Below are 26860 nucleotides of genomic sequence, written 5' to 3'. Positions count from 1 at the left end.
TGGAGGGGAAGTGGAGACGGCTCCCAGCGTCTATACTTCCTATACTTCACTTTTGCCCTGCTAATGAAAACAGGCACTTAGAGGACCGACCATGACCCAATATGTGTACCGCTTCGGCGGCGGTGTTTCGGATGGCGGCAAGGGCGACAAGAACCTGCTCGGCGGCAAGGGCGCGAACCTCGCCGAGATGGCGTCGATCGGCCTGCCGGTCCCGCCGGGCTTCACCATCTCGACCGATTTCTGCGCGGTCTATTACGACGAGGGCGGCCAGTTCCCGCAAAGCCTGCGCGACGAGGTCGCCACCGGCCTCGCCCACATCGAGGGCGTCACGGGCAAGAAATTCGGCGACCCCGCCGACCCGCTGCTCGTCTCGGTCCGCTCCGGCGCCCGCGCCTCGATGCCAGGAATGATGGACACCGTCCTCAACCTCGGCCTCAACGACCAGACCGTCGAAGGCCTCGCCGCCAAGTCCGAGGACGCGCGCTTCGCCTGGGACAGCTATCGCCGCTTCATCCAGATGTACGCCGACGTCGTCCTCGAACTCGATCACGGCGCGTTCGAGGAAGCGCTGGAGATCGCCAAGGAAGACCAGGGCTTCACGCTCGACACCGAACTCTCGGCCGACGACCTGCGCAAACTCGTCGCGGAATATAAGGGCCTCGTCGAGAAGCTCTGGGGCAAGCCCTTCCCGCAGGACGTCCACGACCAGCTCTGGGGCGCGGTCGGTGCCGTCTTCGGCTCGTGGCAGTCGGAGCGGGCGAAGGTTTATCGCCGGCTCAACGACATCCCCGGCGGCTGGGGTACCGCGGTCAACATCCAGGCGATGGTGTTCGGCAACATGGGCGACACCTCGGCGACCGGCGTCGCGTTCACGCGCGACCCGTCCAAGGGCGACCGCGCCTATTACGGCGAATTCCTGATCAATGCACAGGGCGAGGACGTCGTCGCAGGCATCCGTACCCCGCAATATCTCACCAAGACCGCGCGCGAAGACGCCGGCGCCAAGGCCTCGTCGATGGAAGAGGCGATGCCCGAGGTCTATCACCAGCTCGCCGACGTGTTCGACACGCTCGAAAACCACTACCGCGACATGCAGGACATCGAGTTCACGGTCGAAAAGACGAAGCTCTGGATGCTCCAGACCCGCGCCGGCAAGCGTACCGCCAAGGCCGCGCTGAAGATCGCCGTCGACATGGCGAACGAGGGTCTCATCACCCGCGAGGAGGCGATCCTGCGCGTCGAGCCGATGGCACTCGACCAGCTGCTTCACCCGACGCTCGATCCGAAAGCGCACCGCGACGTCCTGACCAAGGGCCTCCCCGCATCGCCGGGTGCCGCATCGGGCGCGGTCGTGTTCGACGCCGATGCCGCCGAGAAGAAGGCCGCCGATGGCGTCGCCGTGATCCTCGTCCGGACCGAGACCTCGCCCGACGACATCCACGGCATGCACGCGGCGAAGGGCATCCTCACCGCACGCGGCGGGATGACCTCGCACGCCGCCGTCGTCGCCCGCGGCATGGGGCGTCCCTGCGTTTCCGGCGCCGGCACGCTCTCCATCGACGCCAAGGCGAAGATCATGCGCTGCGGCGGCCGCGAGGTGAAGGAGGGCGACCTGCTCACCATCGACGGCACCACCGGCGAAGTGATGATCGGCGCGGTCGCGACCGTGCAGCCCGAGCTGTCGGGCGATTTCGCGACCCTGATGGTGTGGGCCGACGAGGTCCGCCGCCTGAAGGTTCGCGCCAATGCCGAGACGCCGGAAGATTGCCGCGTCGCGCGCGAGTTCGGCGCCGAGGGCGTCGGCCTGTGCCGCACCGAGCACATGTTCTTCGAAAGCAGCCGCATCACCAACGTCCGCCAGATGATCCTGGCGTCGGACGAGAAGGGCCGTCGCGCAGCGCTCGAAAAGCTGCTCCCCGAACAGCGCAAGGACTTCACCGAAATCCTCGAGGTGATGGCGGGGCTCCCGGTGACGATCCGCCTGCTCGATCCGCCGCTCCACGAATTCCTCCCCCACGAGGAATCCGAGTTCGCCGAAGTCGCGACCGCAGCGGGCGTCGATGTCGACACCCTGAAGCGTCGCGCGGCGGAGTTGCACGAGTTCAACCCGATGCTCGGCCATCGAGGCTGCCGTCTCGGCGTGACCTACCCCGAAATCTACGAGATGCAGGCTAGGGCCATCTTCGAGGCGGCGGTTGATGTCGCGGAGAAGTCCGGCGCAGCCCCGATCCCCGAAGTCATGATCCCGCTGGTCGCCACCCGCCGCGAGCTGGAGCTGATGAAGGCGGTCGTCGACAAGGCCGCGCAGGCCGTGTTCGCCGAAAAGGGCCGCACGATCGAGTATCTCGTAGGCACCATGATCGAACTCCCCCGCGCAGCCCTCCGCGCCGGCGAGATCGCGGAAGTCGGCGAGTTCTTCTCGTTCGGCACCAACGACCTGACGCAGACGACTTTGGGCGTCAGCCGCGACGACGCCTCGCGCTTCCTCGGCGCCTATGTCGAGCAGGGCATCTACGCGAAAGACCCGTTCGTCAGCATCGACGTCGAGGGCGTCGGCGAACTGATCGAGATCGCGGCGGAACGTGGTCGCAAGACGCGGGCGGGCATCAAGCTCGGCATCTGCGGCGAGCATGGCGGCGACCCGGCCAGCATCGCGTTCTGCGAGAAGGTCGGCCTCGATTACGTATCGGCCAGCCCCTACCGCGTCCCGATCGCCCGGCTCGCAGCGGCGCAGGCGGCACTCAACGAGAAGTGACGTGAAACCCTTCTCTCCCGATCCGCGGGAGAGAGGGGCGGCAATCAGCTACACAGGCCCGTCGGCGGACCGGCCAGCGCGGGCAGGGCAGGCGGGCCGGCGAGCGACGGCGTCGGTCCCGGCAGCGAAAGGTCGACTGCCGGCGCGTAATAGGGATCGGCTTCGGCGTCGGGCAGCGTCACGAAACGGAACCCCATCTCGCGGTACAGCGCGAGCAGTTTCGGTAACATCCGCGCATCGAACGCCCCGACATGCATCAGCAGGACATAGGGAATATCCCGTCCCACCTGAGCCTTGGCCCGCGCCCGTGCTGCCAACGCAGCAGCCCGTGCATCGCCGAGAAAGCTAGCTTCCAGCCTGGCGATCGCCCCGCCGTCCCGCTTGACCGAGCAGGCGGCATAGACCGGGTTCCAGCTGAAATCGTTGAAACTCATCGTCACCGCCGCAGCCCGGTACCCCCGAGCCCTCAGGTCGGCACGCGCCGCGTCGCGAACCGCTGGCGAACTGCCCTCCGAAAGGAACGGATACCGAAACCAGTGCCAGTCGGTCCCCTTCGCAGCGGCGGCGAGCGGCGCCTCGTTCCGCCCGACATCGGCCGCAAACGCCGCCGCGCCCACCGTATCGAGATTGGCATGCGAATAGGTGTGATTGCCGAGCGGCAGTCCGGCAGCGCGCCAAGCGGCGATCGCCTTCGCAGCATCGTCCGGCGCATCCAGCCCGAAACCCGCATTCAGAAACCCGAACGCCGGCGCCTTCGCCGCGGCCAGCGCCTCGGTAATCGCCCCGATCACATCGACCCGCGTCTGCCCCGGCACGAGCGGACCATGCGCCGGAATATCGTCGAACGTAATCGCGATGGCAGGCCCCTTGTCCCCGCCAGGACCGACCGGCACAGGGGCCGCAACCCCGATCACCGACCGCGACCCAACAGACGTGCGCGAACCGCCGAACATGTTCAACGGTACGGCCTCGCCCATCGCCTTATAGCCAGCCTCCGACGGGTGCAGGTGATCCCCCGAATCATACGCGGGGGACAGCCGATCGGGATGCGCCGGATCCCGCATCACCTTGTCGAAATCGATGACGGCATCGAACACGCCCGAACTGCGGATGTAGCTGTTGACGGCCTGTCGATCCGCCTCGTTCTCCGCCGTGGGGTGATAATAGGTATTGCCGCCGAACGGCATCACGGTCCCGCCGATCACCTTGATCCCGTGAGCATGCGCCCGCGCGACGATCTGCGAGAAGCCGGCAGTGACTTGCGCAACGATCGCGGCATGTTGTGCGGGGGTCGCTGGGGCCTCGCGGGTCAGCACGCCCAGATCGTTCACCCCCTCCAGCACGATCGCCCAGCGCACGCCGCTGCGTGCAACGACGTCGCGGTCGAACCGCGCGACCATATTGGGACCAAGCCCGTCGAGCAGAACGCGGTTGCCGCCGATCCCCGCATTGACCACACCGATCGCGCGCGTCGCCGTCGTTCCACGAAGCCTCTGCGCAAGCACGTCGGTCCAGCGGGTGTTGCGCTCGGGCTTCACGCCGTAGCCGTCGGTGATCGAGTCGCCGATCGCGACGATCGTACCCGCCGTCGGCGCGGCAGCGACCTCGACATCCGCGATCGCATACCAGTGCGTCGTCGGCGTCGCGCCCGCCAGAGTCGCGTCCGTCACTGCGTTGCCGGCCAGCGTGAAACTCGTCGCGCGCGAGCCGGGATGGCCGGTCTGCGGGCTGGCAGCGTCCGGCAAATAGAGGCTGATCGCGAGATCGGCACCCGCCGCGACGGGGAACGCGACCGGGTCGCTATAGATCTCCGCGCCGGCCGGGATCACCGCGTCGCTGCGCCCCGAGAAGGTCAGCCGGGCGCCGCCTTCGATCCGCGGCGTACCGGGAGCGATCGGCCGGGCAAGGTGCGCCCCGCCGATCGCTAGCGGCCGCGTGCCGAACGCGTTGGAGAGCCGGATGCGTACGTGCTCACCGCCGGCCGAAACCCGCACCACCTGCCGCAGCGTGATCGCGCCGGCACGATCGGCGGGGAGCGCATTGTCCCCCTCGGCGATCATCTGCGACGATCCCCATGTCGCGATCCAATGCGCGTCTCGTGCGGGCGCCGTGTCCCGCGTGCCCGCGCCCGTCACGATCAGAGCGCCCAACACCAGCGCTACCGGCCACCGTCTCATCATCGCGTCCTATCCTCTCTCATGGTGTCGGCGCTGTTCCGCGCCGTTCTTATTGCGGGTTGCCGGGCGCGTACGGAAAGCGCTGCGCCTTGTACCATGCCAGGTCATGCGCAGGTGCCGCGGCTCCGGCCGGCAGCGGCAGGCCGTTGACGGACATCCAATAGGCAAGGCTCGCATCGCGCCACCAGCGTGCTTCGCGCTCCTGGACCGCCAGATACGTCGCGGTCTTCGTCCAGCGCTCGGCATCGACCTCGGTCTTCAACCCGTCCCACTGCCGACGCATGCCGGCCACATAGCCGACGCCGGCGTCGTAATCATGGACCATCTCCGCCCACACCGATCGACCCGAGGCCGTCCGGTACGTCCACGGCACATGGTGGAACCACAACAACTCGCGCTCCGGCGTCGTCGCGGGGGCAGCCAGCTTGCGAGCAAGGCCGGGTGCATATTGCGCGACCGCGTTGCTCCCGGTCTTCGTCCGATCGAAGCCGATCCCGCCCTTGTCGGCGCGGTGGTAATAGACCGGGTTCCATTCGGGGCGCTTGAGGTCCGACACCCACGGCGCCGGGCCATAATGATGCCCCGTCGCCATGACGTGCGACAGGCCGAGCGGGGTCATGTAATCCACCACCGCCTCGCGCGATCCCATCATCATAGCGACGACCGGATCTACGATCTTGGCAGAGGGCGCGAAGGTCATCGCGGCCCATTCACGCGCGACCGGCGCGGCGCCCAAAGTCGGATCCCACGCCATTCGACCGAACGCGTACCAGTTCGCCTGGTTGAACGTAGAGCCGGCCCAGTCGCGATCGCGCCCGATATTGGCGACACCCGCCATGCCCGTCAGATTATGACCCTCGACCGACCCGTCGACGACCTTGGCGACGGTCTCGCCGGGCTTCTGCATCGTCTCGCTCGCCAGCGTCTCGGCGAACATCGGCCCGAGATAGGCAAGGTGCGTCGCGAAGCCGAGATACTCCTTGGTGATCTGGAATTCGATCATCAACGGCGTCTTAGGCATCGCCCCGAACAGCGGGTGGAACGGCTCGCGCGGCTGGAAGTCGATCGCGCCGTTCTTGACCTGGACGATGACGTTCTTGGCGAACGTCCCATCGAGCGGCTTGAACTCGGTATAGGCTTGTTTCGCGCGGTCGTCCGGATCGGTCTCGGCATAGACGAACGCGCGCCACATCACGATCCCGCCATGCGGCGCAACCGCGGCGGCGAGCATGTTGGCGCCGTCGGCGTGGCTGCGGTGATAGTCGCGCGGTCCCGGCTGGCCCTCGCTGTTCGCCTTGACCAGGAAGCCCCCGAAGTCCGGAATGCTGCGATAGATCTCGTCGGTCTTCGCCTTCCACCACGCCGCAACCTGCGGGTCGAGCGGGTCGGCGGTCTTCAGGCCACCGATCTCGATCGGGGCCGAGAATCGCGCGGAAAGGTACACCTTGATCCCGTACGGCCGGAACACGTCGGCGAGCGCCGCGGCCTTCGCGATATACGGCGCGGTCAGGCTGTCGGCCTTCGCGTTGACGTTGTTGAGGACCGTGCCGTTGATCCCGAGCGACGCGTTGGCGCGCGCGTAATCGGTGTAGCGCGGGTCGCGGAAATCGGGGAGCGTCCACCAATCCCATAGCGAGACGCCGGCATAGCCGCGCTCGACCACGCCATCCAGATTGTCCCAATGGTTCAGCACGCGCAGTTTCACGCGCGGCGTCGATGTCAGGTCGATGCGGTCGAGGCTGCCACCGGTCTGGAGGTGCCGCAGCAGCGCGAAGCTGCCGTACAGGACACCACGATCGGTGTTCGCGGTGACCAGGAGTGTGCGGCGGCCGCCGATCGTGACTTGTCCGACGCGGTATCCTTCGTCGCCGAGCGCGGCCAGTGGTAAGCGGAGCGCCGCGACGTCGCGATCGCTCGCGGTGGCCAGCACGATGGGCGGCATGCTCGTCCCGAACAGCCCCGCGCCGCGCCGCAGTTCCTCTGCCGCCACGCGGAGCGTAGGCGTATCGCCCCGTGTCTCGACCGTCGGGACACCGCGCGCACTTGCCGTCGCCGGCGCGTGATATCGCAGCCAGAGGTCATAGCCATCCTCGGCGTGCGCCGGTCCGGTCAAACCAATCACTGCTCCGAACAGCAGTGCGAACTTACCGATCCATCGATCGAATTTCGTCATAATCCTCTCCCGCCGTTCCGCGCTACATTGACAGGATCGCGGATGATCAGCCATGTTATCGCTATCACGACGACGGCTTCGACAGCAATGCCGCGTTTCACATTAGGAGACAATCTTGGCCGGTACGAAGACAGCAACGATCGCGCCGACCATCATGCCGACGCGACGCGACCTTTTCGGCTTGCTCGGCTCGGTCTCGATCGCAGGGCTTGTTCCAGGCATCGCGCAGGCCGCGGCGGCGGCACCGATCTACCAAGACGCACGCGCGCCGGTCGATCTTCGTGTCCGCGACCTGATGGCCAGAATGACGCTGGAGGAAAAAGTTGGCCAGACCATTTCACTGTGGGCGACCAAGGCGGATGTGATGACGCCGGGCGGGCTCGATTTCGACCCGGCGCGCGCAACTGCCGCGTATCCGGCGGGCTTCGGGCAGGTCACACGGCCGTCGGACAAGCGCGGCGGTCCATCGATCGCCGCCGTCGCCGGCGGCACCGGAGCGGCGTGGCGCGGAACGGCCTCGACGATCGCCTTCGTCAACGCGGTCCAGCGCTGGGCACGCGGCACCCGCCTCGGCATCCCGGTGATCTTCCACGAGGAATCACTGCACGGCTACATGGCCCCCGACGCGACGATGTTCCCGCAGGCGATCGGCATGGCCGGCGCGTTCGACCGCGACCTGATGCGCCGCGCACAGGTGATCATCGGGCGCGAGGTGCGCGCGCACGGCAGTCACCTCTCCTTGTCGCCGGTCGTCGACATCGCGCGCGACCCGCGCTGGGGCCGGATCGAGGAGACGTTCGGCGAGGATCCCTATCTCTGCGGCGAAATGGGCGTCGCCGCGGTCGAGGGCCTGCAGGGCGACAGCACCACCCTCGCGCCGGGCAAGGTCTTCGCGACTTTGAAGCACATGACCGGCCACGGCCAGCCACAGGCGGGCAACAATATCGGCCCCGCACCGATCGGCGAGCGCGAACTGCGCGAGAGTTTCTTCCCGCCGTTCCGCGCGGTCGTGACGCGCACCGGGATCGGCGCTGTGATGCCGTCCTATAACGAGATCGACGGCGTGCCGAGCCATGCGAACCGCTGGCTGCTCGGCGACGTGCTGCGCGGCGAATGGGGATTTTCGGGCGCGATCGTCAGCGATTACGGCGCGATCGAGGAACTCGACACGATCCATCACATCGCGCGCGACCTGGGCGGGGCGGCGAAACTGGCGCTGGAGGCGGGCGTGGACAGCGCGCTGCCGGACGGGATCGCCTTCCGGACATTGCCCGCGCAAGTACGGGCGGGGACGGTACCGATCGCAGCGGTCGACGCCGCCTGCGCGCGAATGCTGGCGTTGAAGTTCCGTGCAGGTCTGTTCGAGGAATCGGCGGTCGATCCCCGCGCCGCCGCTCGCCTGACCGGCAATGCGGAAGCACGCGGCGTCGCGTTGGAGGCCGCGCGCAAATCGATGTGCCTGCTCACGAACGACGGCACGCTGCCGCTCGCGCCGAAGGGCAAGATCGCGGTGATCGGGCCCAATGCGACGATCGCGCGGCTCGGCGGTTATTCCGCACCGCCCCGCCAGACGGTGTCGCTGCTCGACGGCGTGCGTGCGCTCGTGGGGAACGCAGCGACGATCGTCCATGCGCAGGGCGTGTTCATCACCCAGAGCGAGGACCGGTCGCAGGACGAGGTGCTGCTCGGCGATCCCGTCAAGAACCGCGCGCTGATCGCCGAGGCGGTCGAGGTCGCGCGCGGGGTCGATACGATCATCCTCGCGATCGGCGATACCGAGCAGACCAGCCGCGAGGGCTTCTCGAAGAACCATCTCGGTGATCGCACCACGCTCGATCTGCTGGGCGAGCAGAACGCGCTGTTCGACGCGCTGCATGCGCTGGGTAAGCCGATCGTCATCGCCGCAATCAACGGCCGCCCACCGAGCTGGCCGGGCGTGATCGTGAAGGCGAACGCGGTCCTCGAATGCTGGTATCCGGGGCAGGAGGGTGGCACGGCGATGGCCGAGGCTTTGTTCGGGCGGATCAATCCGGGCGCAAAGCTGCCCGTGACCGTGGTGCGCGAAGTCGGCCAGGTGCCGTTCTATTACAACCGCAAGCCCTCGACCCAGCGCGGCTATCTGTTCGCGGAGACGGCCCCGTTGTTCCCGTTCGGGCACGGCCTCAGCTACACGCGCTTCGAGGTTAGCGCACCGCGGCTGTCGGCGGCGAAGATCGGCATCGCCGGCAGCGTCGGGGTCGAGGTCGACGTTACCAATGTCGGGCAACGCGCCGGCGACGAGGTCGTGCAGCTCTATGTCCGTGACCAGGTGTCGTCGGTGGCGCGGCCGGTGATGGAGCTGAAGGGCTTCGAACGCGTGACGCTCGCACCCGGCGAGCGGCGGACGCTGCGCTTCACGCTCGGCCCCGACGCGTTCGCATTGTGGGACGTCGACATGCGCGAGGTCGTCGAGCCCGGCCTGTTCACCATCATGGCCGGGCCAAGTTCGGCACAGCTCAAAACCGCCATCCTCGAAATCGCCTGAAGGACCTTCGATGCCCAAGATCGTTTCCGCCCGCGTCATCGTCACCTGTCCGGGACGCAATTTCGTCACGTTGAAGATCGAGTGCGACGACGGCACCACCGGGCTCGGCGACGCCACGCTCAACGGCCGTGAACTCAGCGTCGCGAGCTATTTGACCGATCACGTCGTGCCGTGCCTGATCGGCCGCGACGCCCACCGGATCGAGGACGTCTGGCAGTATCTCTACAAGGGCGCGTATTGGCGGCGCGGCCCGGTGACGATGGCGGCGATCGCTGCGGTCGACACCGCGCTCTGGGACATCAAGGGCAAGCTCGCGGGCATGCCGGTGTACCAGTTGCTCGGCGGCGCGGCGCGCGATGCGTGCATGGTCTACGCGCACGCCAACGGCACCACGATCGAGGACACGATCGCCGTCGCGAAGGCCGAACAGGCGAAGGGTTACAAGGCGATCCGGCTGCAATGCGGCGTACCGGGGCTCGCCTCGACCTACGGCGTCGCCAAGCACGGCGCACGATACGAGCCCGCCGATGCCGACCTGCCGAGCGAAAGCGTCTGGTCGACCGAGAAATACCTCCGCGTCGTCCCCGAACTGTTCAAGGCCGCGCGCGAGGCGATGGGCTGGGACGTGCACCTGCTCCACGACATCCACCACCGGCTGACCCCGATCGAGGCGGGGCGGCTCGGCAAGGCGCTCGAGCCGTATAACCTCTTCTGGATCGAGGACCCGACGCCCGCCGAGAACCAGGAGGCGTTCAAGCTGATCCGCCACCACACCACGACGCCGATCGCGGTCGGCGAGGTATTCAACTCGATCTGGGACGCCAAGGACCTGATCCAGAACCAGCTGATCGACTATATTCGCGCGACCGTCGTGCATGCCGGCGGCATCACGCACCTGCGCCGGATCGCCTCGTTCGCCGACCTGTATCAGATTCGTACCGGGTGCCACGGCGCGACCGACCTGTCGCCGGTGGCGATGGCCGCGGCGCTGCACTTCGGGCTGTCGGTGCCCAATTTCGGCGTGCAGGAGCATATGCCGCACACCGACGAGACCGATGCGGTATTCCCGCACGCGTACAGCTTCGACGACGGCATGATGCATCCGGGCGAGGCGCCGGGGCTAGGCGTCGACATCGACGAGGATCTCGCCGCGACCTATGACTACAAGCGCGCCTATCTCCCGGTCGCGCGTCTCGAGGATGGCACGCTGTGCAACTGGTGACCGGGGCCGCTACTCCAGCGACCGAAAAACCGCGCGGCAAAGTGCGGTGGATCGTCTGCGCGCTTTTGTTCGCCGCCGTCGCGCTCAGCTATATCGACCGCCTCGTATTGCCGGTGCTCAAGCCTGAACTCCAGGCACGCTACAACTGGAGCGAGCAGGGTTATGCCGATCTCGCGATCGCGTTCCAGGCCGCGTACGGCATTGCCTATGTGCTGTTCGGCCGGTTCGTCGACCGTGTGGGGGCGAAGATCGGCTATGCGGTCGCGGTGACGTTGTGGACGATCGGTCATGTCGCGCATGCGCTGTTCACCAGCGCCGGGATGATGATCTTCGCGCGCATCCCGCTCGCGATCGGCGAGGCAGGGGCATTCCCCGCCGCACTCGCCGCGGCGAACGAATGGTTTCCGCAACGCGAACGTGCGCTCGCGATCGGCATCTTCAACGCGGGCTCGAACGTCGGCGCTATCCTCACGCCGTTGATCGTGCCGGTCATCGCGGTGACGTTCGGCTGGCGGATGGCATTCATCGCGACCGGCGCGCTGACCGTGCTCTGGCTGGTCGCCTGGCTCGCCTTTTACCGCACGCCGCGCAAGCATCCGCGCGTCACGCCTGAGGAACTGGCCTGGATCGAGGCCGATCCGGTGCCCGCTGCGAAGCCGGTCCGCTGGCGCACGCTGCTGCGCCTGCGACAGACCTGGGCGTACATGCTCGGCCGCTTCCTGATCGATCCGGTGTGGTGGACCTTCCTCTTCTGGCTGCCTGATTTCTTCAATCGGCAATACGGCGTAAAGATGCTCGATTTCGGACCGCCGCTGGTCGCCGTGTACGTGCTCGCCGATGTCGGATCGATCGCAGGCGGCTGGTTCTCGTCGCGGCTGCTGGCGAAGGGGGCGACTCCGAACCGCGCACGAAAGACCGCGTTGTTCGCCTGCGCACTGTTCGCCCTGCCGATCATCTTCGCCGCGCAGGCACCCGGCCTCTGGTGGGCGGTCGCGGCGATCGGCTTGGCGTGCGCCTGCCATCAGGGCTTCTCCGCCAACGTGTACGCGATCCCCGGCGACCTGTTCCCGCGCGGCATGGGCGGGTCGGTGATCGGTCTCGGCGGGCTGGCGGGCGCATTCGGCGGCATGCTGATGGCCAAGTTCGCGGGCACTATCCTCGCCGGCGTCGGCAGCTATGGTCCGATCTTCGTGGTCGCCGGATGCGCCTATTTCGTCGCGTTATTGGTTATCCACCTGCTCGTACCGCATTATACCCCCGTCGATCCGGAACGCCTCGCATGACCCATCCGCTACGCCTTCACCCCGACCGCCTGTTCCCCAGCGACGGCCGTACCCGCGACATCGCCCGCGCACTGCATGCGGGCGTCAAGGACCTGCCGATCGTCAGTCCGCACGGCCATACCGACCCGGCATGGTTCGCGAAGGACGAGGCGTTCAGCAATCCCGCCTCGCTGTTGATCGTCCCCGATCACTACGTCTTCCGGATGCTCTACAGCCAAGGCGTGCCGCTCGACGCGCTCGGGGTGCCGACGGTCGATGGCAGCACCACGGAAGCCGATCCGCGGAAAATCTGGCGCATCTTTGCGGAGAACTACCCCCTGTTCCGCGGCACGCCGTCGCGGATGTGGCTCGACTGGGTGTTCGCCGAGGCATTCGGGATCGACGTCCGCCTCGAACCCGCGACCGCGGACCTGTATTACGACACGATCGACGCCGCGTTGAAGACGCCAGCCTTCCGCCCGCGCGCGCTGTTCGACCGGTTCGGCATCGAACTGATCGCGACCACCGAAAGCCCGCTCGACCCGCTCGAGCACCATGCCGCGATCCGCGCGAGCGACTGGAATGGCCGCGTCGTCACCGCCTATCGCCCCGACCCGGTCGTCGACCCCGAGACGCCGGGCTTCGCCGCCAACGTCCGCCGCTTCGGCGAGACCGCGAACGAGGATGTCGGCAGCTATGCTGGCTATCTCGCCGCGCACCGTTTCCACCGCGCTCGCTTTCGCGATGCCGGTGCCACTTCGACCGATCACGGCCACCCCTCGGCGGCGACCGCGGATCTGACACCCTCCGAAGCGGAAGCACTCTATGCGCGCGTGATGGCCCAACCGACCGCCGCTGAGTCCGAACTCTTCCGCGCACAGATGCTCACAGAGATGGCGGCGATGTCGGTCGAGGACGGCATGGTGATGCAGCTTCACCCTGCCGTCTCCCGCAGCCACAACGCCTCGGTGCTCGCCCGCTTCGGCCGCGACAAGGGCGGCGACATCCCGCTCCCCGGCGAGTTCGTCCGCGCGCTGAAGCCACTGCTCGACCGGTTCGGCAATAACCCCGCGCTCACCCTGATCCTCTTCACCCTAGACGAGGACACCTACTCCCGCGAACTCGCCCCGCTCGCCGGCCATTACCCGTCGCTCCGGCTCGGCCCGCCCTGGTGGTTCCACGACAGCCCGGAGGGCATGCGCCGCTTCCGCGAACGCGCGACCGAGGCCGCCGGCTTCTACAACACGGTCGGCTTCAACGACGACACCCGCGCCTTCCTGTCGATCCCCGCGCGCCACGACGTCGCGCGCCGAATGGACTGCGCGTTCCTCGCCAAGCTCGTCGCCGAACACCGGCTCGAAGAGGACGAAGCGCACGAAGTCGCCCGTGCGCTGGCCTATGACCTGGTCAAGCAGGCGTACCGGCTGTGACAGGGCTAGAAGCATGAGCCTGCCCCCGGAGTCGGCGCAGCCCCACCCGCGGCTGACATTCCCCCCTCCCTGAAGGGGAGGGGCCGGGGGTGGGTAGGCCCGCTTTGGTCGCAAGCGTCTGAAGATACGGAAACCGACCCACCCCCGACCCCTCCCTTTCAGGGAGGGGGGAGATTTTGTCGCTGCCCAACTCCAGGTATCAATTCGCGTCCCAATGAAACGCCGCGCAAACAAAGGGTCTGGACGATATGAACACAAGCATGGCCGGACAGGCCGCGGTTCAACCGACGCATCACGACCCGCGCATCGATCGCCCCACCAATGTTTGAGCATCGCGCAGTCGCCCCCTTCCGGCCGGGACGTCGTGAAGTCCTGTTCGGCGCGGTGGCGATGGCCGCCGCCCCGGCTTTCGGCGCGGGCGTCGCGGCAACGCCGCCCGAGCCGCGCATCCAGAAACTGTCGCCGGCATTCGACCGCATGGTCGTGCCGGGCACGCGGATCGAGACGATCGCGACGGGCATTCGGTGGGCGGAGGGGCCGGTGTGGGTCGAAGCCGGACAGTATCTGCTGTTCTCCGATCCACCGGCCAACATCGTTCGTCGCTGGCGCAAGGGTGGCCTGGCCGTACCGTTCCTCGATCCGTCGGGCGTGGGCGGGACCGATCCGAAGCTGATCCGAGAACCGGGTGCGAACGGACTGACGCTCGATCGAGCGGGCAAGCTGCTGGTCGCCAACAGTGGCGGGCGGTCGATCGATCGCGTCGATCTGGTCACGCGGCGGCGCGAAGTGGTGGTCGACCGCTATCAGGGAAAGCGGTTCAACAGCCCGAACGACATGCATGTCGCGCGCGACGGTACGCTGTATTTCACCGATCCGCCCTACGGCCTGACCGAAGGCGATACGTCGCCGTTGAAGGAACTGGCGGTGAACGGCGTGTATCGACTGCGGCCGGGCGGCACGGTCGAACTGCTCGAGGGAAGCCTGACGCGACCGAACGGCATCGCGCTGTCGCCCGACGAGACGCGGCTCTACGTGTCGGTGTCGGACGAAACCGCGCCGCGGATCATGGTCTACGACCTCGATGCCAAGGGCGTGCGCAATGCCCGGGTCCTGCTCGATGCCAAGGCGATGAAGGCGCGGGGCGGGGCGGGGTTGCCCGACGGCATGAAGGTCGCGCGCGATGGGACACTGATATGCTCGGTGCCCGGCGGCATGATGGTCATGACCCCCGATGCGGAGCCGCTCGCGCTGGTGACGACCGGTGCGCCGATCGCCAACTGCGCGTTCGGGGAGCGCGGGCGGGCGCTGTATATGACCGCCAACGACCGCGTCCTGCGCCTGCCGCTCCGTGCGGGATGGCAAGGCTGAACCCTGCTCTTCCCCGGTAGCGATCGCTACCGGGGGAGCCGCCGATCAGAACCGGGCGCGGACGCCCAGGCGGTAGATACGGCCGAGCGTGTCGTACAGCGCGGGGTTCACGTCGAGGCCGGTATTGGTCTGCGGCGCGGGCGCTGGATCGTGATCGAACAGATTGTCGACCTTGAAGAACATGCTGACCTGCTTGGTGACGTTAACCGATCCCCCGAGGTCGACGTAGAACGCGCCCTTCATCTTGTTGTAGTCGATGGTCGGGTGGTTGGCGGTCGAGACCGGGCAGCCGGTGGTGCAGACCACATATTGGTTGCCGAAGACGCCGTCCGAGAACCAGCGCTCCTGCAGGTTGATGCTGAAGAGCTCGTTGTCGTAGCTTTGCGTCGCCAGCCATTTCCAGTCCGGCGTGTTGCCGTTGTTGGCCCCGGCCTGGTCGACCACGTCGACGTTGGCGATCCCGGCATCGACGAGGAACTCCTTCACATGCGTGCCCAGCACGCGGAGCGTGAAGTTGCCGGGAATGCCGAGCGGCTTCTTCCACTGATAGCTCGCCTCGATGTCGAACCCGCTGGTCTTCCACGACGCGAGATTGAACGGCTGGACGTTGATGAAATTGCCGCCCTGGGTGGGGCTGTTCAGCACGAAGCCGCCGCAGAACGCCTGGTTGCCCTCGAAGCAGAAGCGGACGATCTGGTCGGGCGACAGTGTCGAGACCACTCCGTCGAGCTTGATCTTGTAGTAGTCGAACGACAGGCCGAGACCCGGCGCCCATGAGGGATGCGACAGGACGATGCCGACCTCGGTATTGCGCGCGATTTCCGGCTTCAGATCGGGGTTGCCGACGGTGTTCTGGAACGCCTGCACACCGCTGCCGGAAAAGGGATTGGTGAAGTTCGGCAGCGTGGTGACGGTCGGTGCCGCGAACAGTTCGGACAGGTTCGGCGCACGGACGTCGCGCGACGTGACGGCGCGCAACCGGATGCCGTCCAGCGGCGTGTCCCAGGTACCGCCCGCCTTCCAGGCCCAGACCGTGCCCGACGTGCTGTAATGCGTCACGCGGCCCGCGCCGTTGAGGTTGGCGCGGCCGATCGCCTCGCTGTTGAACAAGGGCAGGTTGAGCTCGAGAAAGCCCTCGTACACCTCGTACTTGCCGCGGCCGTTCTTGTAGTTGCCCGCTGCCCAGTTGCTGCCCAGCGCCGAATTCAACAGCGGATCGGCGGGATAGGCGGCGCTGTTGGGGCTGAGTGCGGTGACGCCCGCACCATAGGGATCGCCGTGGACGCGGTAGAATTCACGACGATATTCGCCACCGAACGCGACCGACAGCGGCCCGGCCCACAGGTTGAGCGGCTCGCCCGAGAAGTTGAGGCTGGCGACGTCCTGCGTCAGCTTGGTGCGCTGGAGCGGCCCATTGGCGGGCGTGACATAGGCAAGCGCCGATGCCGACGGCACCGCGCCGCCGAAGATGTTGATCGGCTGACATCCGGCGGCGCGCGCGACCGGATCGGCGCAGACGATCGCCCCGTTCAGCGTGATCGCGTTGGTCGCGGCGACGTAGCGGTTCTGAAGCACGGTATTCTCGACGTCGATCGCCGCCAGCGTGATGCCGTGTTCGTAATAGGCGTCGTAGGTCCAGGGCGTGCTGCCGATCTCGAACTTGCCCTTCAGCCCGCCGACGAAGCGGTATTGGCGACGGTCCGTCTGGACCAGTGGATCGGGGAAGTTGCCGTTGCTGCTACCGAAGCCGAACTGCGTGATTCCCGGGGTCCCGGTGGCGGGGTTGATCGCCGTCGCGCAGCGATCCCGCACCAGTTGCGGCAGGAAGGGATTGGCGCACTGCACGGTCAGGTTCGGGCGGTTGTATCCCGGGCTCGGCTGGTTGCTGGTCTTCACCTGCGCAAGGTTGACCGTCACATAAGCCTCGTTGTCCGGGGCGAAATCGAAGCCGATCCGCCCGAACCCGTTGAGCCGCTCCAGCGAGGACTTCAGCGATGCGCCCGAACCCGGCGCGCCCGACAGGTCGCCGCCGACGCAGAAGCTGTTGGCGGGGAAGCAATTCGTGACGCCGCCCGTGCCGGTCGGACGACCGTTCGAACCATAGTTGAAATTATATGGCGCGCCGCTCTGGTCGAAGGCGATGCCCTGTAACGGCCCGTTGTTGATCAGGCCGTAGCGCGCATATTGATAGGGTTGGGCATAGTCGCGGTAGTTGAACTGCGGCAGGCCGTTGTTCGTCTGACCGGTGTTGACGAGCGTGGTGGCGCGGTACCAGTCGCGACCCTTGGCGAGGTCGGTGCCGAAATCGCCCGGGCCAACGCCGTCTTCGTCGTCATATTCGCCGCTGACGATCAGGTGCAGGCGGTCGCCGAACAACGACGTGCCGAACGCGGCCTGGACCAGCGCCTGCTTGTCGTCGCCGTAATTGGTGATGCCGCCTTGGATGTTCGCCTTGAACCCCTTGAAGCGCGTGTCGGTGATGAAGTTGACCACGCCGCCGACCGCGTCGGAACCATAGGAGGCCGATGCGCCACCCGTCACAACGTCGACGCGCTTGATCAGCAGCTGTGGGAACATGCTGATGTCGGGCACGCCGGAGACGTTCGCACCGACGACGCGCTGGCCGTCGAGCAGGGTCAGCGTACGGATGGGGCCGAGGCCACGCAGCGAGAAGGAACTGAGCCCCTGCGTGCCGCTCGACGTGCTGAACGTCCCGGTGGAGGCGCCGGTCGATCCCTGCAGCGACGGCAACTGCGCGATCGCGTTGAAGATATTGGGCTGCGCGTTCTTGAGGATCTGGTCCTCGCCGATCACAGTCGTCGGCGTCGGCGCGTTGAAACCGCTCGACGTGATGCGCGAACCCGTGACGACGATGTCCTTCTCCGTCGCGCCCTGGTCGTCGGCGGCGGTCTGCGGCGTCAGCGTCTGCGGGGGCGCTGCCGGATCGGCCGATTGGGTCGAGGCGGGCAGGTCGGACTGCGGGGTTGCGGTTTGGGCTGCGGCAGGTGCGCAGAGCAACGCGGTTGCCAGCACGATCATGCTGGTTGCGTTAACATTGAAAGATCCGACTGATCGCCGACCGCGCGTAACCTTTTGCATCCGTCCGTCCCCTAGTTGCACGTAGCGCGTGCCGTGGAGCGGCTTGGCGACGTGTCATTCTTGCCGTTCTCTACGATATACTGGGCGCGGTATCATCTACGACCATGGTCGCAGGTCCCGGCGGGGAGCCGAAACCCGGCTCGTCAGGGCATCAACCGCTTGCGGCCCTGCGACAGGTGCCAGCGCATCGCCAGCGCCGCGCCGTCGGCATCCTGCGCCCGGATCGCCTCCACGATCGCGTCATGCTCGTCCATCATCGCCTTGATCACGTCGGGTGCGCGCGACCGCGATATGTCGACGCCCGCGCGCAGGATCCGCATCACCGCGTCCCGCAGATGATCGAACACCGGCAGGAACGCCGCATTGGCGGTCGCCTCGGCGATCGCGCGGTGCAGTACCCAGTCCTCGTCATGCGCCGGCGCGTTGGACAGCAAAGCAGTCCGCAGCGCCTCCAGCGCGCGTTCGATCGCGTCCATCTGGTGATGCGACCGGCGCTGTGCCGCCAGCCGCGCCGCCTCCGCTTCCAGCACGAAGCGCACTTCGTAGGTGCCCAAGGTCGCGGCGATGTCCGCCATCGGCATGTGCGACCCGAGCCGCTCCGACGGACGCCGTTTGACATAGGACCCGGCCCCACGCCGCGCCTGCGTGATCCCGTCCGACGCGAGCCGCGCCAGCGCCTCGCGCACGATCGTCCGCGACATGCCGAACATCGTCGCCAGCTTGTCCTCCGCGGGCAGCCGGTCGCCGACCGCGAGCTGCTCGTCGAGGATGATCTGGACGATCCCGGTATAGGCCCGGTCCGCCAGCCGCACGGTCACGACCGGCTTCTCATGAGAGACTGCGGCATCGTCAGACGACATAGCTCAGTGCCATCACCAGCGCGAGGCCGACCACCGATATCGCCGTCTCCAGCATCGACCACGTACGGAACGTGTCCGCAGTGCTGGTGCCGACATAGCTTTTGACGAGCCAGAATCCCGGATCGTTGACGTGGCTGAAGAACACCGATCCCGCGCCGATCGCCAGCACGACCAGCTCCGGCGACACGCCCGAGCTTGCGACCACGCCCGGCATGATCCCGACCGCGGTGATCGTCGCCACGGTCGCGGAGCCGGCGGCGAGGCGTATGCCGACCGCGACCAGCCAGCCGAGCAACAGCGGCGAGATCGAATACATGAGCACGGTGCGCGCCAGCAGGTCGGACAGGCCTGCGGTCACCAGCACCTGCTTCAACGCACCGCCCGCGCCGATCGCCAGCAGGATCGCACCCGCGGCGCCCATCGTCTCGTGCCAAACCGCGGTCTGGATCGCGGCATCGCGCAGCCGCCGGCCAAACAGCAGCGGCAGGGCGATCAGGTTGGTCAGCAACAGCGCGACCACCGGGTTGCTCGCCGCGACCAGCCAGGCGGCGCCCTTCATCCCCGGGATCATCTGCCCCAGTTCGCCGGTCGCGATCATCAGCACCGGCAGCAGCACGATCAACAGCGACAACAGCCGCGCCGGCGGTGCGATCGCGAGCGCGTGATCGTGCAACACCGGCGCCTCCAGCCGCACGCCGCGCGTCGTGAACTTCGCCAACAAAGGCCCGGATATGATCGCCGTCGGGATGGCGATCGCGATCCCGTAGAGCATCGTCTTGCCCAGGCTGGCGCCGAGCGCCTCTACTGCGAGCAAGGGTCCCGGATGCGGCGGCACCAGCGCGTGGACCACGCCCAGCCCGGCCAGCGCCGGCATGATCAGCCTCAGCTTGGCGGCGTCGCGTTCCGGGCCGTCCTTGCCGGTCATCTCCTCGGCCGCCGCGACGACGATCGGCAGCAACAGGACGAGGCCCGTCTCGAAGAACAGCGGCAGCCCGACGACGATCGCGATGCCCAGCGTGGCCCAGGGCGCGGCCTGAACGCCGGTCATTCGCAGCGCTGCCTTGGCCAGCGACGCCGCAGCGCCCGACAGATGGAGCATCGCGCCCAGCGACAGCCCCAGCGCCACGACCAGCCCGGTGCCGCCGATGATATCGCCGACGCCCTTCTGCACTGCCTTCGCCACCTCGGGCAGGGGCAGGCCGGCGAGCAGCCCGACGGTGAACGCGCCGCACAACAGGCCGATAAAGGGGTGGAGCCGCCCGCGGACGATCATCACCACGGCGAGCCCGATGCCGGCCAACGCGGCGATCACCAGCCTCATGTCCGCACCGATCATCGGCCTGCCGTCCGCGTTAGAGCGTGCGCATCCGTTGCGGTCCGTGCACGCGTGTCCGGTGCTTGTGGCATCAGGCCCCTCCCGTCGCTCAGCGGCGCCTTCGCCTGCTGGTGATTGTTGATATCTGTACGACAGGTCTTTTCGGTCTGACAACAGAAAAGGCTTGATTGCGCGCAAATCCGTGGCCCATAGTCAAAACCTGTCTAACCGAATCCGTATAAGCGGATCGCTGGATCAACGGCGCAAACCTGCCGCGACCTCGAACCGTCGTGGCACAGGCTGAAGCTCAGGGAGGATGACCATGGAACGGACCGGCCACGACATCGGGCATCCCCCGGCAGCAAAAGCGACGGAAAAAGTGGCGGCACCAGCGCCGGCGACCCACGCGGCGCTGACACCGACCCAGATCAGAGTACTCCGCGGCGTCCATTCGGGCCTGCTCAACAAACAGATCGCGTTCGATCTCGGCATCGCCGAGGCCACCGTGAAGGTCCACATGACCGCCCTGATGCGCAAGCTCAACGTCCGCAACCGGACACAAGCGGCGATCGTCGCGCAGACGCTGGCGATCTAACCCCACCCCTCGTTTTTATCCTCCCCCGCCAGGGGGAGGTGGCTGGCGCTTGCCAGACGGAGGGGGAGGTAAGGAGGGACCGTTCCGTGTCCTCCCCCTCCGTCGCCTACGGCGCCACCTCCCCCTGGCGGGGGAGGATCAGAAGGCCCCCCCCAAAGATACGACCTTCGTCGCAGATGAAGCGCACCCCCACGAACGGTAGGACTACTGTCCTGATAACGGGAGACGGACGATGGTTGCGAAATGGCTGCTCTGCGGAACGGCGCTCCTGATCGCCGCGCCGGCGTTCGCGAAATCCGCCCCGTCTTCGAAACTTGGCGCTCCCGCCAAGTCCGTCTCGGTCTATCTCACCCAGCCCGACGACCCGACCGCGATCACCGTCAAGGGCGTCGGCGACGGTCGAGCCGACGACAGCGTCGCGCTCCAGCAGGCGATCGACGCGGCCGCGGCGGGCGGCCATGGCGGCGTCGTTTTCCTCCCCTCCGGGCGCTACCGGATAACCCGCACCATCTTCGTCCGCTCCGCGGTCCGCATCTTCGGCATCGGTCCGACCCGCCCGGAGATCGTGCTCGGCGACAACAGCGCCGGCTACGCCTCGGGCGTCGCGGCGATGGTCAGCTTCACCGGCGAGGATCAGTACCGCGTCGGCAAGGCGCCGGTGCCGCCGCGTACCAGCGTCCCGTTCGACCCGGCGATATTCGACGCGACCTCCAGCACTTTCTATTCGGCGCTGTCGAACGTCGATTTCCGGATCGGCGAAGGCAATGCCGGCGCGGTCGCGGTCCGCTTCCGCGTCGCGCAGCACGGCTATCTGCGCCACGTCGATTTCCACATCGGCTCCGGTCTCGCCGGCGTCTACCAGGCGGGCAACGAGTTCGAGAATCTGCGCTTCTTCGGCGGTCGCTACGGCATCATGTCCGAAAAGACCTCGCCCGCATGGCAGTTCACGCTCATCGACTCCGAATTCCAGGGCCAGCGCGACGCCGCGATCCGCGAGCATGAGGTCGACCTGACGCTCGTCAACGTCGCGATCCGCGACACGCCGGTGGGGATCGAGATCGACCGCGGCTATTCCGACTCGCTCTGGGGCAAGGACGTCCGGTTCGAGAACGTGTCGCAGGCGGGCGTGATCGTCTCCGCCGAGAACAGCGTCTTCACGCAGATCGGCTTCGACAGTGCGCTGGCGTCGAACACGCCGACCTTCGTCCGCTTCCGCGACAGCGGCAAGACCGTGGCGGGCGCTGGGCCGCGCTACCGGGTCAGCGACTTCTCCTACGGCCTGAAGCTCGCCGGGCTGGGCGCGATCGGCGACTATGCGACCGACATCCAGATGGCACCGCTCGCGCGGATGCCCGCCCGGCGGACCCCGGCGATCCGCGCGATGCCACCGGTTCGCGACTGGGCGAACGTCCATGATCTCGGCGTGAAGGGCGACGACACGACCGACGACACCGCGGCATTGCAGCGCGCGATCGACACGCACCGCGTGCTGTACCTTCCGGTCGGTCGCTACCGAGTCACCGATACGATCAGACTGCGCCCCGACAGCGTCCTGATCTCACTACACCCCAGCCTCACGCACCTCTATCTCCCCGACGAGACGCCCGCCTATATGGGCGTCGGCGGTCCGAAGGCGCTGTTGCAGAGCGCGAAGGGCGGCAACGCGATCGTCTCCGGCCTCGGCCTGTGGACCGGCGGCGTCAATCCGCGCGCGACCGCACTTCTCTGGAAGGCCGGCGAGGCGTCGATGGTCAACGACGTCAAGATCCAGGGCGGCGGCGGCACCGTGCTGACCAAGGGGAGCCCGATCGGCTTCGGCGATCCGCGCGCGCGTTTCGACGGGCAGCATCCGAGCATCTGGGTGACGGACGGCGGCGGCGGCACCTTCGCGGCGATCTGGTCGCCGAACACCTTGGCGTCGGCCGGCTTCCAGGTCTCGAACACCAAGACCCCCGGCCACGTCTACGAACTGTCGGCCGAACACCATTATCGGGCCGAGATCGTCCTCGATAACGTCGAGAACTGGGAGTTCCTCGCGCCGCAGACCGAGCAGGAGGTGCGCGACGGCGTCGACGCCATCTCGACCGAGATCCGCAATTCGCGCAACATCCTGTTCGCGAACTACCACGGCTACCGCGTGACGCGCACGATCAAGCCGATGGACGCCGCGGTAAAGCTCTACAATTCGGGCGATATCCGTTTCCGTAACGTCCACGTGAACGCCGAGAGCGGCTTTGCGAGCTGCGATACGAAGGGCTGCGGCACCTATCTGCGCGCAAGCAAATTCCCGTTCGAGAACGCGATCAAGGACATGACGCGCGGCCAGGAAGTTCGCGAACTCGAATTCGCCAAGCTCGACGTGCCGGCAGCATCGGCGACGGCAGTGCGAACCCCGATACCGCTCACGCCCGGCGTCGAGAAGCTGGCCGACGGTTTCTATTCGATCGCCGGCGGTGCGGTCGACGCGCAGGGCAAGCTGTACTTCATCGATCGCCGCTTCCAGCGGATCCATGGCTGGTCGAAGGGCGAAGGCCTGTCGATCGTGGCGGAGGCGCCGCTCGACGCGGTGAACCTCGCGGTCGCTAAATCCGGTGATCTGATGGTGCTGTCGTCGGCCGGGCGAGACGGTACCGTCTACAGCATCGATCCGACCAAGCCGGCCGACGTCAAGGTGATCGCACCGACACCCGCCAAGGTCCGACGCTCCGCGGCGACGATGCTCCCCGTCAACGTCTGGGCGAACGGCGAATTCGCCGATCGGATCGATCCGACGACGTATCAATATCCACCGCTCGCCGATTTCTTCACCGGAAAGATGGGCGAAGCGAAGTCGCAGGAATATGTCTCGCCCGACGGGTCGCTGGTCTTGCCGGCGTTCCGCGTGTGGAACCAGGGGCCTGACGATCACCAGGGCTGGCGCTGGTCCGACACGCTTGATTCGTATGGCTTCGTCACGGCGCTCCCCGGCGAGCGGGTGGTGCTGACCAACGGATCGCAGAACCGCACGTATAGCGGTCTGGTCGGTGACAATGGCCGGGTAACCGACCTCAAGATCGCAGCACCGCGGGGCGGCGAGAGTGCGACGCGCGACGCGGCCGGCAACCTCTACGTCGCCAATGGACAGGTGTTCGTCTACCGGCCCGACGGCACGCTGTTACGCCGTATCGACGTACCCGAACGTCCGCTGCAACTCGTCATCGGTGGCCCAGATCGTCGCACCTTGTTCATCCTGGCCCACCACGCGCTATACTCCATCGGACTGTAAAGGGCGGTCGGGCGATCGGTCAGATCGCCCGCCCCCTCCGCCGCCGCCGCCGCGTCAGGCTGGCGACCTGGATGATCGTCGCCAACGCGGTCAGCACGATGCCGAGCACGACCACGCCGAACCAGCCCGCTGCGGCCCAGGCCTGTGTCGCCGCGGCGGACCCGACCGCGCCGCCCAGGAACATGCCGCCCATGAAGATGGTGTTGAGCCGCGCCCGCGCTTCGGGGCGCAGCGCGTAGACGATGTGCTGGTTGGAGACGAGCGCACTCTGGACGGCGAAGTCGAGCACGATGACGCCGACGACCATGCCCGCGATCGACGTCCACACGCCGAACATTATCCAGGATACGAGCGTCAGCGCGGCGCCGAGCGCGATCACCAGATGCGGGCCCTTTCGATCCGCGTAGCGCCCGGCGATCGGCGCGGCGAAGATGCCGACCGCGCCGACGACGCCGAACAGCCCCGCCACGTCGGCCCCCATCGCATAGCCCGGCTCCTGGAGCCGGAGCGCCAGGATCGTCCAGAACGCGGTGAACGCTGCGAAGATCAGCGATTGGGTGACGGTCGCCAGCCGCAATGCGTCGAACTCACGCCACAGCCCGACGAGCGAGCGGAGCAGGCCGCCATAGGACAACGTGGCGACCGGCTGGCTGCGGGGCAGCTTGATCGCCATCCAGGCGCCGACCGCGAGCGCCATCGGCACGCCGAGCCAGAACATCTCGCGCCACCCGGCATGCGTGGCGACGAAGCCGGCCAGCGTTCGGCTCAGCAATATGCCGCACAACAACCCCGACATGACTGTGCCGACGGTCGCGCCGCGCCGCTCCGGGGCGGCGAGGTTGGCGGCCAAGGGCACGATCTGCTGCGCGACGGTCGAGGCGACGCCGACCAGCAGCGACGCAGCCACGACCAGGCCCGCGGTGGGCGCGACTGCGGCGGCGACCAGCGCGGCGGCCAGGACCGCGAACTGGATCACGATCAGCCGCTTGCGCTCGATCAGGTCGCCGAGCGGTACGAGGAAGAACAGCCCTGCGGCATAGCCTAGCTGTGTCGCAGTGGGGATCAGCGTGGACAGCTTGCCGGGCAGATCCTTCTCGATCACGCCGAGCATCGGCTGGTTGTAATAGATGTTGGCGACCGCGACGCCGGCCGCCGCGGCCATCGCGAACGTCACGCTGCTGGTCAGGACATAGCCCGTCGTACGAGGTTCCGGGCGGTCTTGCGCGGTCGATGTCATGGTCAATTCCGATGTACGACGCTGCGCCGGGTGGGCGCGCCGTGCGTGCAGGGTGGACTGGGTCGGGCGGTCGTCAGCGCGCATCGCAATGCACGCTCGGGTTAGATGGGCAGTTCGCCCGAGAGGTAAAGTCCGGACGGGAGGCTCGACGGCAGCGTCGGTTCGCGCGCGGTACGCGTCGCGGCGTCGCGAAGCCACTCGGGGCCACCGTCGCGGTGTCGCGTCGATCCATCCGACCGCGTCGGCACCTTGCCATAGATCGGCGGACCGTCCCGGCCGGGCGATCCCGCGCCGAACGACGCCGCGATGTTGCCGTATGTCGACGGGTCGCGCCCATCCAGGCTGAGCCGATCGTTCAGGTAACAGGCGGTCGCCCACGCGGTCTCCGGATCGGGGGTCAGCGCGATGATCCGCTTGGCCCAGTACATGCGCAAATTGTTGTGCATCCAGCCATCGATCAGGAACTGGCGCTGGCACGCATTCCAAGTCTCATCCCGCGTGGTCCCGTTGAGCAAGTCGGCGAGCGTTTCCACCTCGGGACGCGGATCGGTGGCATGCGCAGCGAGCGTTTCACGCGCCCATTCCGAGACCCGGTCGTAGCGCTCGGGCGAGGGGAGCGCGCGAGCCTGGTAATGAAACCACTCGCGCCAGGTCAGAAGTTCGTCGGCAAATTTGGCTTTCGCGGCGGCAGGCGCATCGGTGGCGTCGACGGTGGCCATGACTTCGCGGGGGCCGATCACGCCGAAGTGCAGATAAGGCGAGAACATGCTGGCGCCGACCGGCTTGGTCGCGTCGTTGCGGGTCGTCCCATAGGTCCGCAGCACGATGTCCATCAGCCGTTCGAGCTTCGTCAGCGCGCCGTCGCGGCCAGCTGGAAAGTCGGGACTGAGCGCAAGCGAATGGTCGATCGCCGCGCTCTCGACGAGGCTGTCCAGGTCCGCATCGCTACAGGCTTCGAGTCGATCGGACGTGAAGGGCAGGGGGCCGTCATACGCGGCGACGGCGGCGGGGAGATCGGCGATCGCCAACCAGTCCGCACGAACCGCCTCGTGCTTGCGTCGGAACGCGGTGGTCGATCCGATCCCGTCCCCCAGCAGCGCGGGCGGCACCACGCATGCTGCGTTGACCGCGAACATCGCGACTTCGGTACGGTCGGCGACCCGCTCCGACTGCCAGCGCGCGACGAAGGTCGGCTGGTCCTCGACGAACATCGCAGCGCTGTCGGCGGCCAGACGGTAGACCAGGCCCTTCTCGCGGGCGTCGGCGCGATCGACATGCTGGGCGCAGGCAAGGCCGCGCTGGCGACAATCCAGCGCCAGGTCGCGGCTCGCACCCAGAATGAACCGGTGAAGGCGGTCCGACGCATAGGGGTAATCCTCGCGCAGCCCGTGATAGACGAGAACCGGCAGCCCGAGATCGTTGCCGAGGCGGATCGATGCGTCGATCACCGGATTGTCCCGCGCCCGCAGCGCTTGTTGCAACCAGCAGAGGACGTACCGTCCGTCCGCTCGGATGTCGGCCGTGTTCATGCTCCGGACGCGAGGGGCTTCCGACCATGTGTCCAGCGATCGTATGTTC

15 protein-coding genes and 1 pseudogene are annotated in these 26860 nt (G+C 67.1%); 9 read left to right on the top strand and 7 right to left on the bottom strand.

Going from position 1 to position 26860, the window contains the following annotated elements; all coding sequences use genetic code 11:
* Window positions 1-91: 91 nt before the first annotated feature.
* Window positions 92-2755 carry a pyruvate, phosphate dikinase gene (ppdK, locus tag QFZ54_RS09665; RefSeq protein ID WP_307086706.1) on the top strand — a complete coding sequence of 888 codons (2664 nt, stop codon included), beginning with the start codon at window positions 92-94 and terminating at the stop codon, window positions 2753-2755.
* Between the two features lie 44 nt (window positions 2756-2799).
* Here the strand turns inward: ppdK and QFZ54_RS09660 are convergent, their stop codons facing one another.
* Together QFZ54_RS09660 and QFZ54_RS09655 are read right to left on the bottom strand one after the other, a co-directional pair.
* Window positions 2800-4935 carry a GDSL-type esterase/lipase family protein gene (locus QFZ54_RS09660; protein WP_307086705.1) on the bottom strand — a complete coding sequence of 712 codons (2136 nt, stop codon included), beginning with the start codon at window positions 4933-4935 and terminating at the stop codon, window positions 2800-2802.
* A gap of 46 nt (window positions 4936-4981) precedes the next feature.
* Entirely contained in the window at window positions 4982-7105 is a 2124-nt protein-coding gene (locus QFZ54_RS09655; RefSeq protein ID WP_307086703.1) for an alpha-glucuronidase family glycosyl hydrolase, read from the bottom strand.
* 154 nt (window positions 7106-7259) lie between these two features.
* Between QFZ54_RS09655 and QFZ54_RS09650 the strand changes: the two genes are divergently transcribed.
* The 5 genes from QFZ54_RS09650 to QFZ54_RS09630 all read left to right on the top strand — a co-directional run bounded on the left by QFZ54_RS09650 (window position 7260) and on the right by QFZ54_RS09630 (window position 14911).
* Complete coding sequence (locus QFZ54_RS09650; RefSeq protein WP_307089360.1) at window positions 7260-9629, top strand: glycoside hydrolase family 3 N-terminal domain-containing protein; 2370 nt, start codon at window positions 7260-7262, stop codon at window positions 9627-9629.
* Window positions 9630-9639: 10 nt separating this feature from the next.
* On the top strand, window positions 9640-10851 hold the full coding sequence (manD, locus tag QFZ54_RS09645; RefSeq protein WP_307086701.1) for a D-mannonate dehydratase ManD: 1212 nt from the start codon (window positions 9640-9642) through the stop codon (window positions 10849-10851).
* The gene (locus QFZ54_RS09640) at window positions 10845-12134 is read left to right on the top strand and encodes an MFS transporter (RefSeq protein ID WP_307089358.1); all 1290 of its coding nucleotides are present in this window, start codon (window positions 10845-10847) and stop codon (window positions 12132-12134) included. Before manD ends, QFZ54_RS09640 begins: the two co-directional genes overlap by 7 nt.
* Window positions 12131-13543 (top strand): glucuronate isomerase, encoded by a 1413-nt coding sequence (gene uxaC, locus QFZ54_RS09635; protein WP_307086698.1) that lies wholly within the window; start codon window positions 12131-12133, stop codon window positions 13541-13543. Before QFZ54_RS09640 ends, uxaC begins: the two co-directional genes overlap by 4 nt.
* Window positions 13544-13864: 321 nt before the next feature.
* Window positions 13865-14911, top strand: a complete 1047-nt coding sequence (locus QFZ54_RS09630) for an SMP-30/gluconolactonase/LRE family protein (RefSeq protein ID WP_307086697.1) — start codon at window positions 13865-13867, stop codon at window positions 14909-14911.
* Between the two features lie 45 nt (window positions 14912-14956).
* Here QFZ54_RS09630 and QFZ54_RS09625 read toward each other — a convergent pair whose 3' ends face one another.
* From QFZ54_RS09625 to QFZ54_RS09615, 3 genes are all read right to left on the bottom strand, one after another.
* On the bottom strand, window positions 14957-17950 hold the full coding sequence (locus QFZ54_RS09625) for a TonB-dependent receptor plug domain-containing protein (RefSeq protein ID WP_307086695.1): 2994 nt from the start codon (window positions 17948-17950) through the stop codon (window positions 14957-14959).
* 203 nt (window positions 17951-18153) lie between these two features.
* Window positions 18154-18870: a FadR/GntR family transcriptional regulator gene (locus QFZ54_RS09620; RefSeq protein ID WP_307086693.1), complete on the bottom strand. Its 717-nt coding sequence runs from the start codon at window positions 18868-18870 to the stop codon at window positions 18154-18156.
* A complete protein-coding gene (locus QFZ54_RS09615; protein ID WP_307086692.1) occupies window positions 18860-20206 on the bottom strand; it encodes a GntT/GntP/DsdX family permease in 1347 nt (448 codons plus the stop codon). The genes QFZ54_RS09620 and QFZ54_RS09615 overlap by 11 nt, the downstream gene beginning before the upstream one ends.
* Before the next feature lie 301 nt (window positions 20207-20507).
* Between QFZ54_RS09615 and QFZ54_RS09610 the strand changes: the two genes are divergently transcribed.
* The 3 genes and pseudogenes from QFZ54_RS09610 to QFZ54_RS20380 all read left to right on the top strand — a co-directional run bounded on the left by QFZ54_RS09610 (window position 20508) and on the right by QFZ54_RS20380 (window position 24045).
* Window positions 20508-20780, top strand: coding sequence for a helix-turn-helix domain-containing protein (locus tag QFZ54_RS09610; protein ID WP_307086690.1), 273 nt, complete (start codon window positions 20508-20510; stop codon window positions 20778-20780).
* A gap of 232 nt (window positions 20781-21012) precedes the next feature.
* Window positions 21013-22314: pseudogene (locus QFZ54_RS20385) on the top strand (glycosyl hydrolase family 28-related protein); the annotation flags it as partial.
* 213 nt (window positions 22315-22527) lie between these two features.
* Window positions 22528-24045 carry an SMP-30/gluconolactonase/LRE family protein gene (locus QFZ54_RS20380; RefSeq protein ID WP_373458590.1) on the top strand — a complete coding sequence of 506 codons (1518 nt, stop codon included), beginning with the start codon at window positions 22528-22530 and terminating at the stop codon, window positions 24043-24045.
* Window positions 24046-24064: 19 nt separating this feature from the next.
* Here the strand turns inward: QFZ54_RS20380 and QFZ54_RS09600 are convergent, their stop codons facing one another.
* Both QFZ54_RS09600 and QFZ54_RS09595 read right to left on the bottom strand, forming a co-directional pair.
* Entirely contained in the window at window positions 24065-25282 is a 1218-nt protein-coding gene (locus tag QFZ54_RS09600; RefSeq protein WP_307086686.1) for an MFS transporter, read from the bottom strand.
* Between the two features lie 101 nt (window positions 25283-25383).
* Window positions 25384-26811: a deoxyribodipyrimidine photo-lyase gene (locus tag QFZ54_RS09595; RefSeq protein ID WP_307086684.1), complete on the bottom strand. Its 1428-nt coding sequence runs from the start codon at window positions 26809-26811 to the stop codon at window positions 25384-25386.
* Window positions 26812-26860: the final 49 nt, after the last annotated feature.

Origin of the sequence: Sphingomonas faeni (assembly GCF_030817315.1) — a bacterium.
GTDB lineage: Bacteria > Pseudomonadota > Alphaproteobacteria > Sphingomonadales > Sphingomonadaceae > Sphingomonas > Sphingomonas faeni_C.
Note: the sequence above shows the minus strand (reverse complement) of the source record. Positions and strands in the feature narration are given on the sequence as shown.

Excerpts from the sequence above, each read along its gene's own strand:
- ppdK (WP_307086706.1), top strand. The coding sequence starts at position 92 with ATGACCCAATATGTGTACCGCTTCGGCGGCGGTGTTTCGGATGGCGGC.
- QFZ54_RS09660 (WP_307086705.1), bottom strand. The coding sequence starts at position 4,935 with ATGATGAGACGGTGGCCGGTAGCGCTGGTGTTGGGCGCTCTGATCGTG.
- QFZ54_RS09655 (WP_307086703.1), bottom strand. The coding sequence starts at position 7,105 with ATGACGAAATTCGATCGATGGATCGGTAAGTTCGCACTGCTGTTCGGA.
- QFZ54_RS09650 (WP_307089360.1), top strand. The coding sequence starts at position 7,260 with ATGCCGACGCGACGCGACCTTTTCGGCTTGCTCGGCTCGGTCTCGATC.
- manD (WP_307086701.1), top strand. The coding sequence starts at position 9,640 with ATGCCCAAGATCGTTTCCGCCCGCGTCATCGTCACCTGTCCGGGACGC.
- uxaC (WP_307086698.1), top strand. The coding sequence starts at position 12,131 with ATGACCCATCCGCTACGCCTTCACCCCGACCGCCTGTTCCCCAGCGAC.
- QFZ54_RS09630 (WP_307086697.1), top strand. The coding sequence starts at position 13,865 with ATGTTTGAGCATCGCGCAGTCGCCCCCTTCCGGCCGGGACGTCGTGAA.
- QFZ54_RS09625 (WP_307086695.1), bottom strand. The coding sequence starts at position 17,950 with ATGATCGTGCTGGCAACCGCGTTGCTCTGCGCACCTGCCGCAGCCCAA.
- QFZ54_RS09620 (WP_307086693.1), bottom strand. The coding sequence starts at position 18,870 with ATGTCGTCTGACGATGCCGCAGTCTCTCATGAGAAGCCGGTCGTGACC.
- QFZ54_RS09615 (WP_307086692.1), bottom strand. The coding sequence starts at position 20,206 with ATGATCGGTGCGGACATGAGGCTGGTGATCGCCGCGTTGGCCGGCATC.
- QFZ54_RS09610 (WP_307086690.1), top strand. The coding sequence starts at position 20,508 with ATGGAACGGACCGGCCACGACATCGGGCATCCCCCGGCAGCAAAAGCG.
- QFZ54_RS20380 (WP_373458590.1), top strand. The coding sequence starts at position 22,528 with ATGGTCAACGACGTCAAGATCCAGGGCGGCGGCGGCACCGTGCTGACC.
- QFZ54_RS09600 (WP_307086686.1), bottom strand. The coding sequence starts at position 25,282 with ATGACATCGACCGCGCAAGACCGCCCGGAACCTCGTACGACGGGCTAT.
- QFZ54_RS09595 (WP_307086684.1), bottom strand. The coding sequence starts at position 26,811 with ATGAACACGGCCGACATCCGAGCGGACGGACGGTACGTCCTCTGCTGG.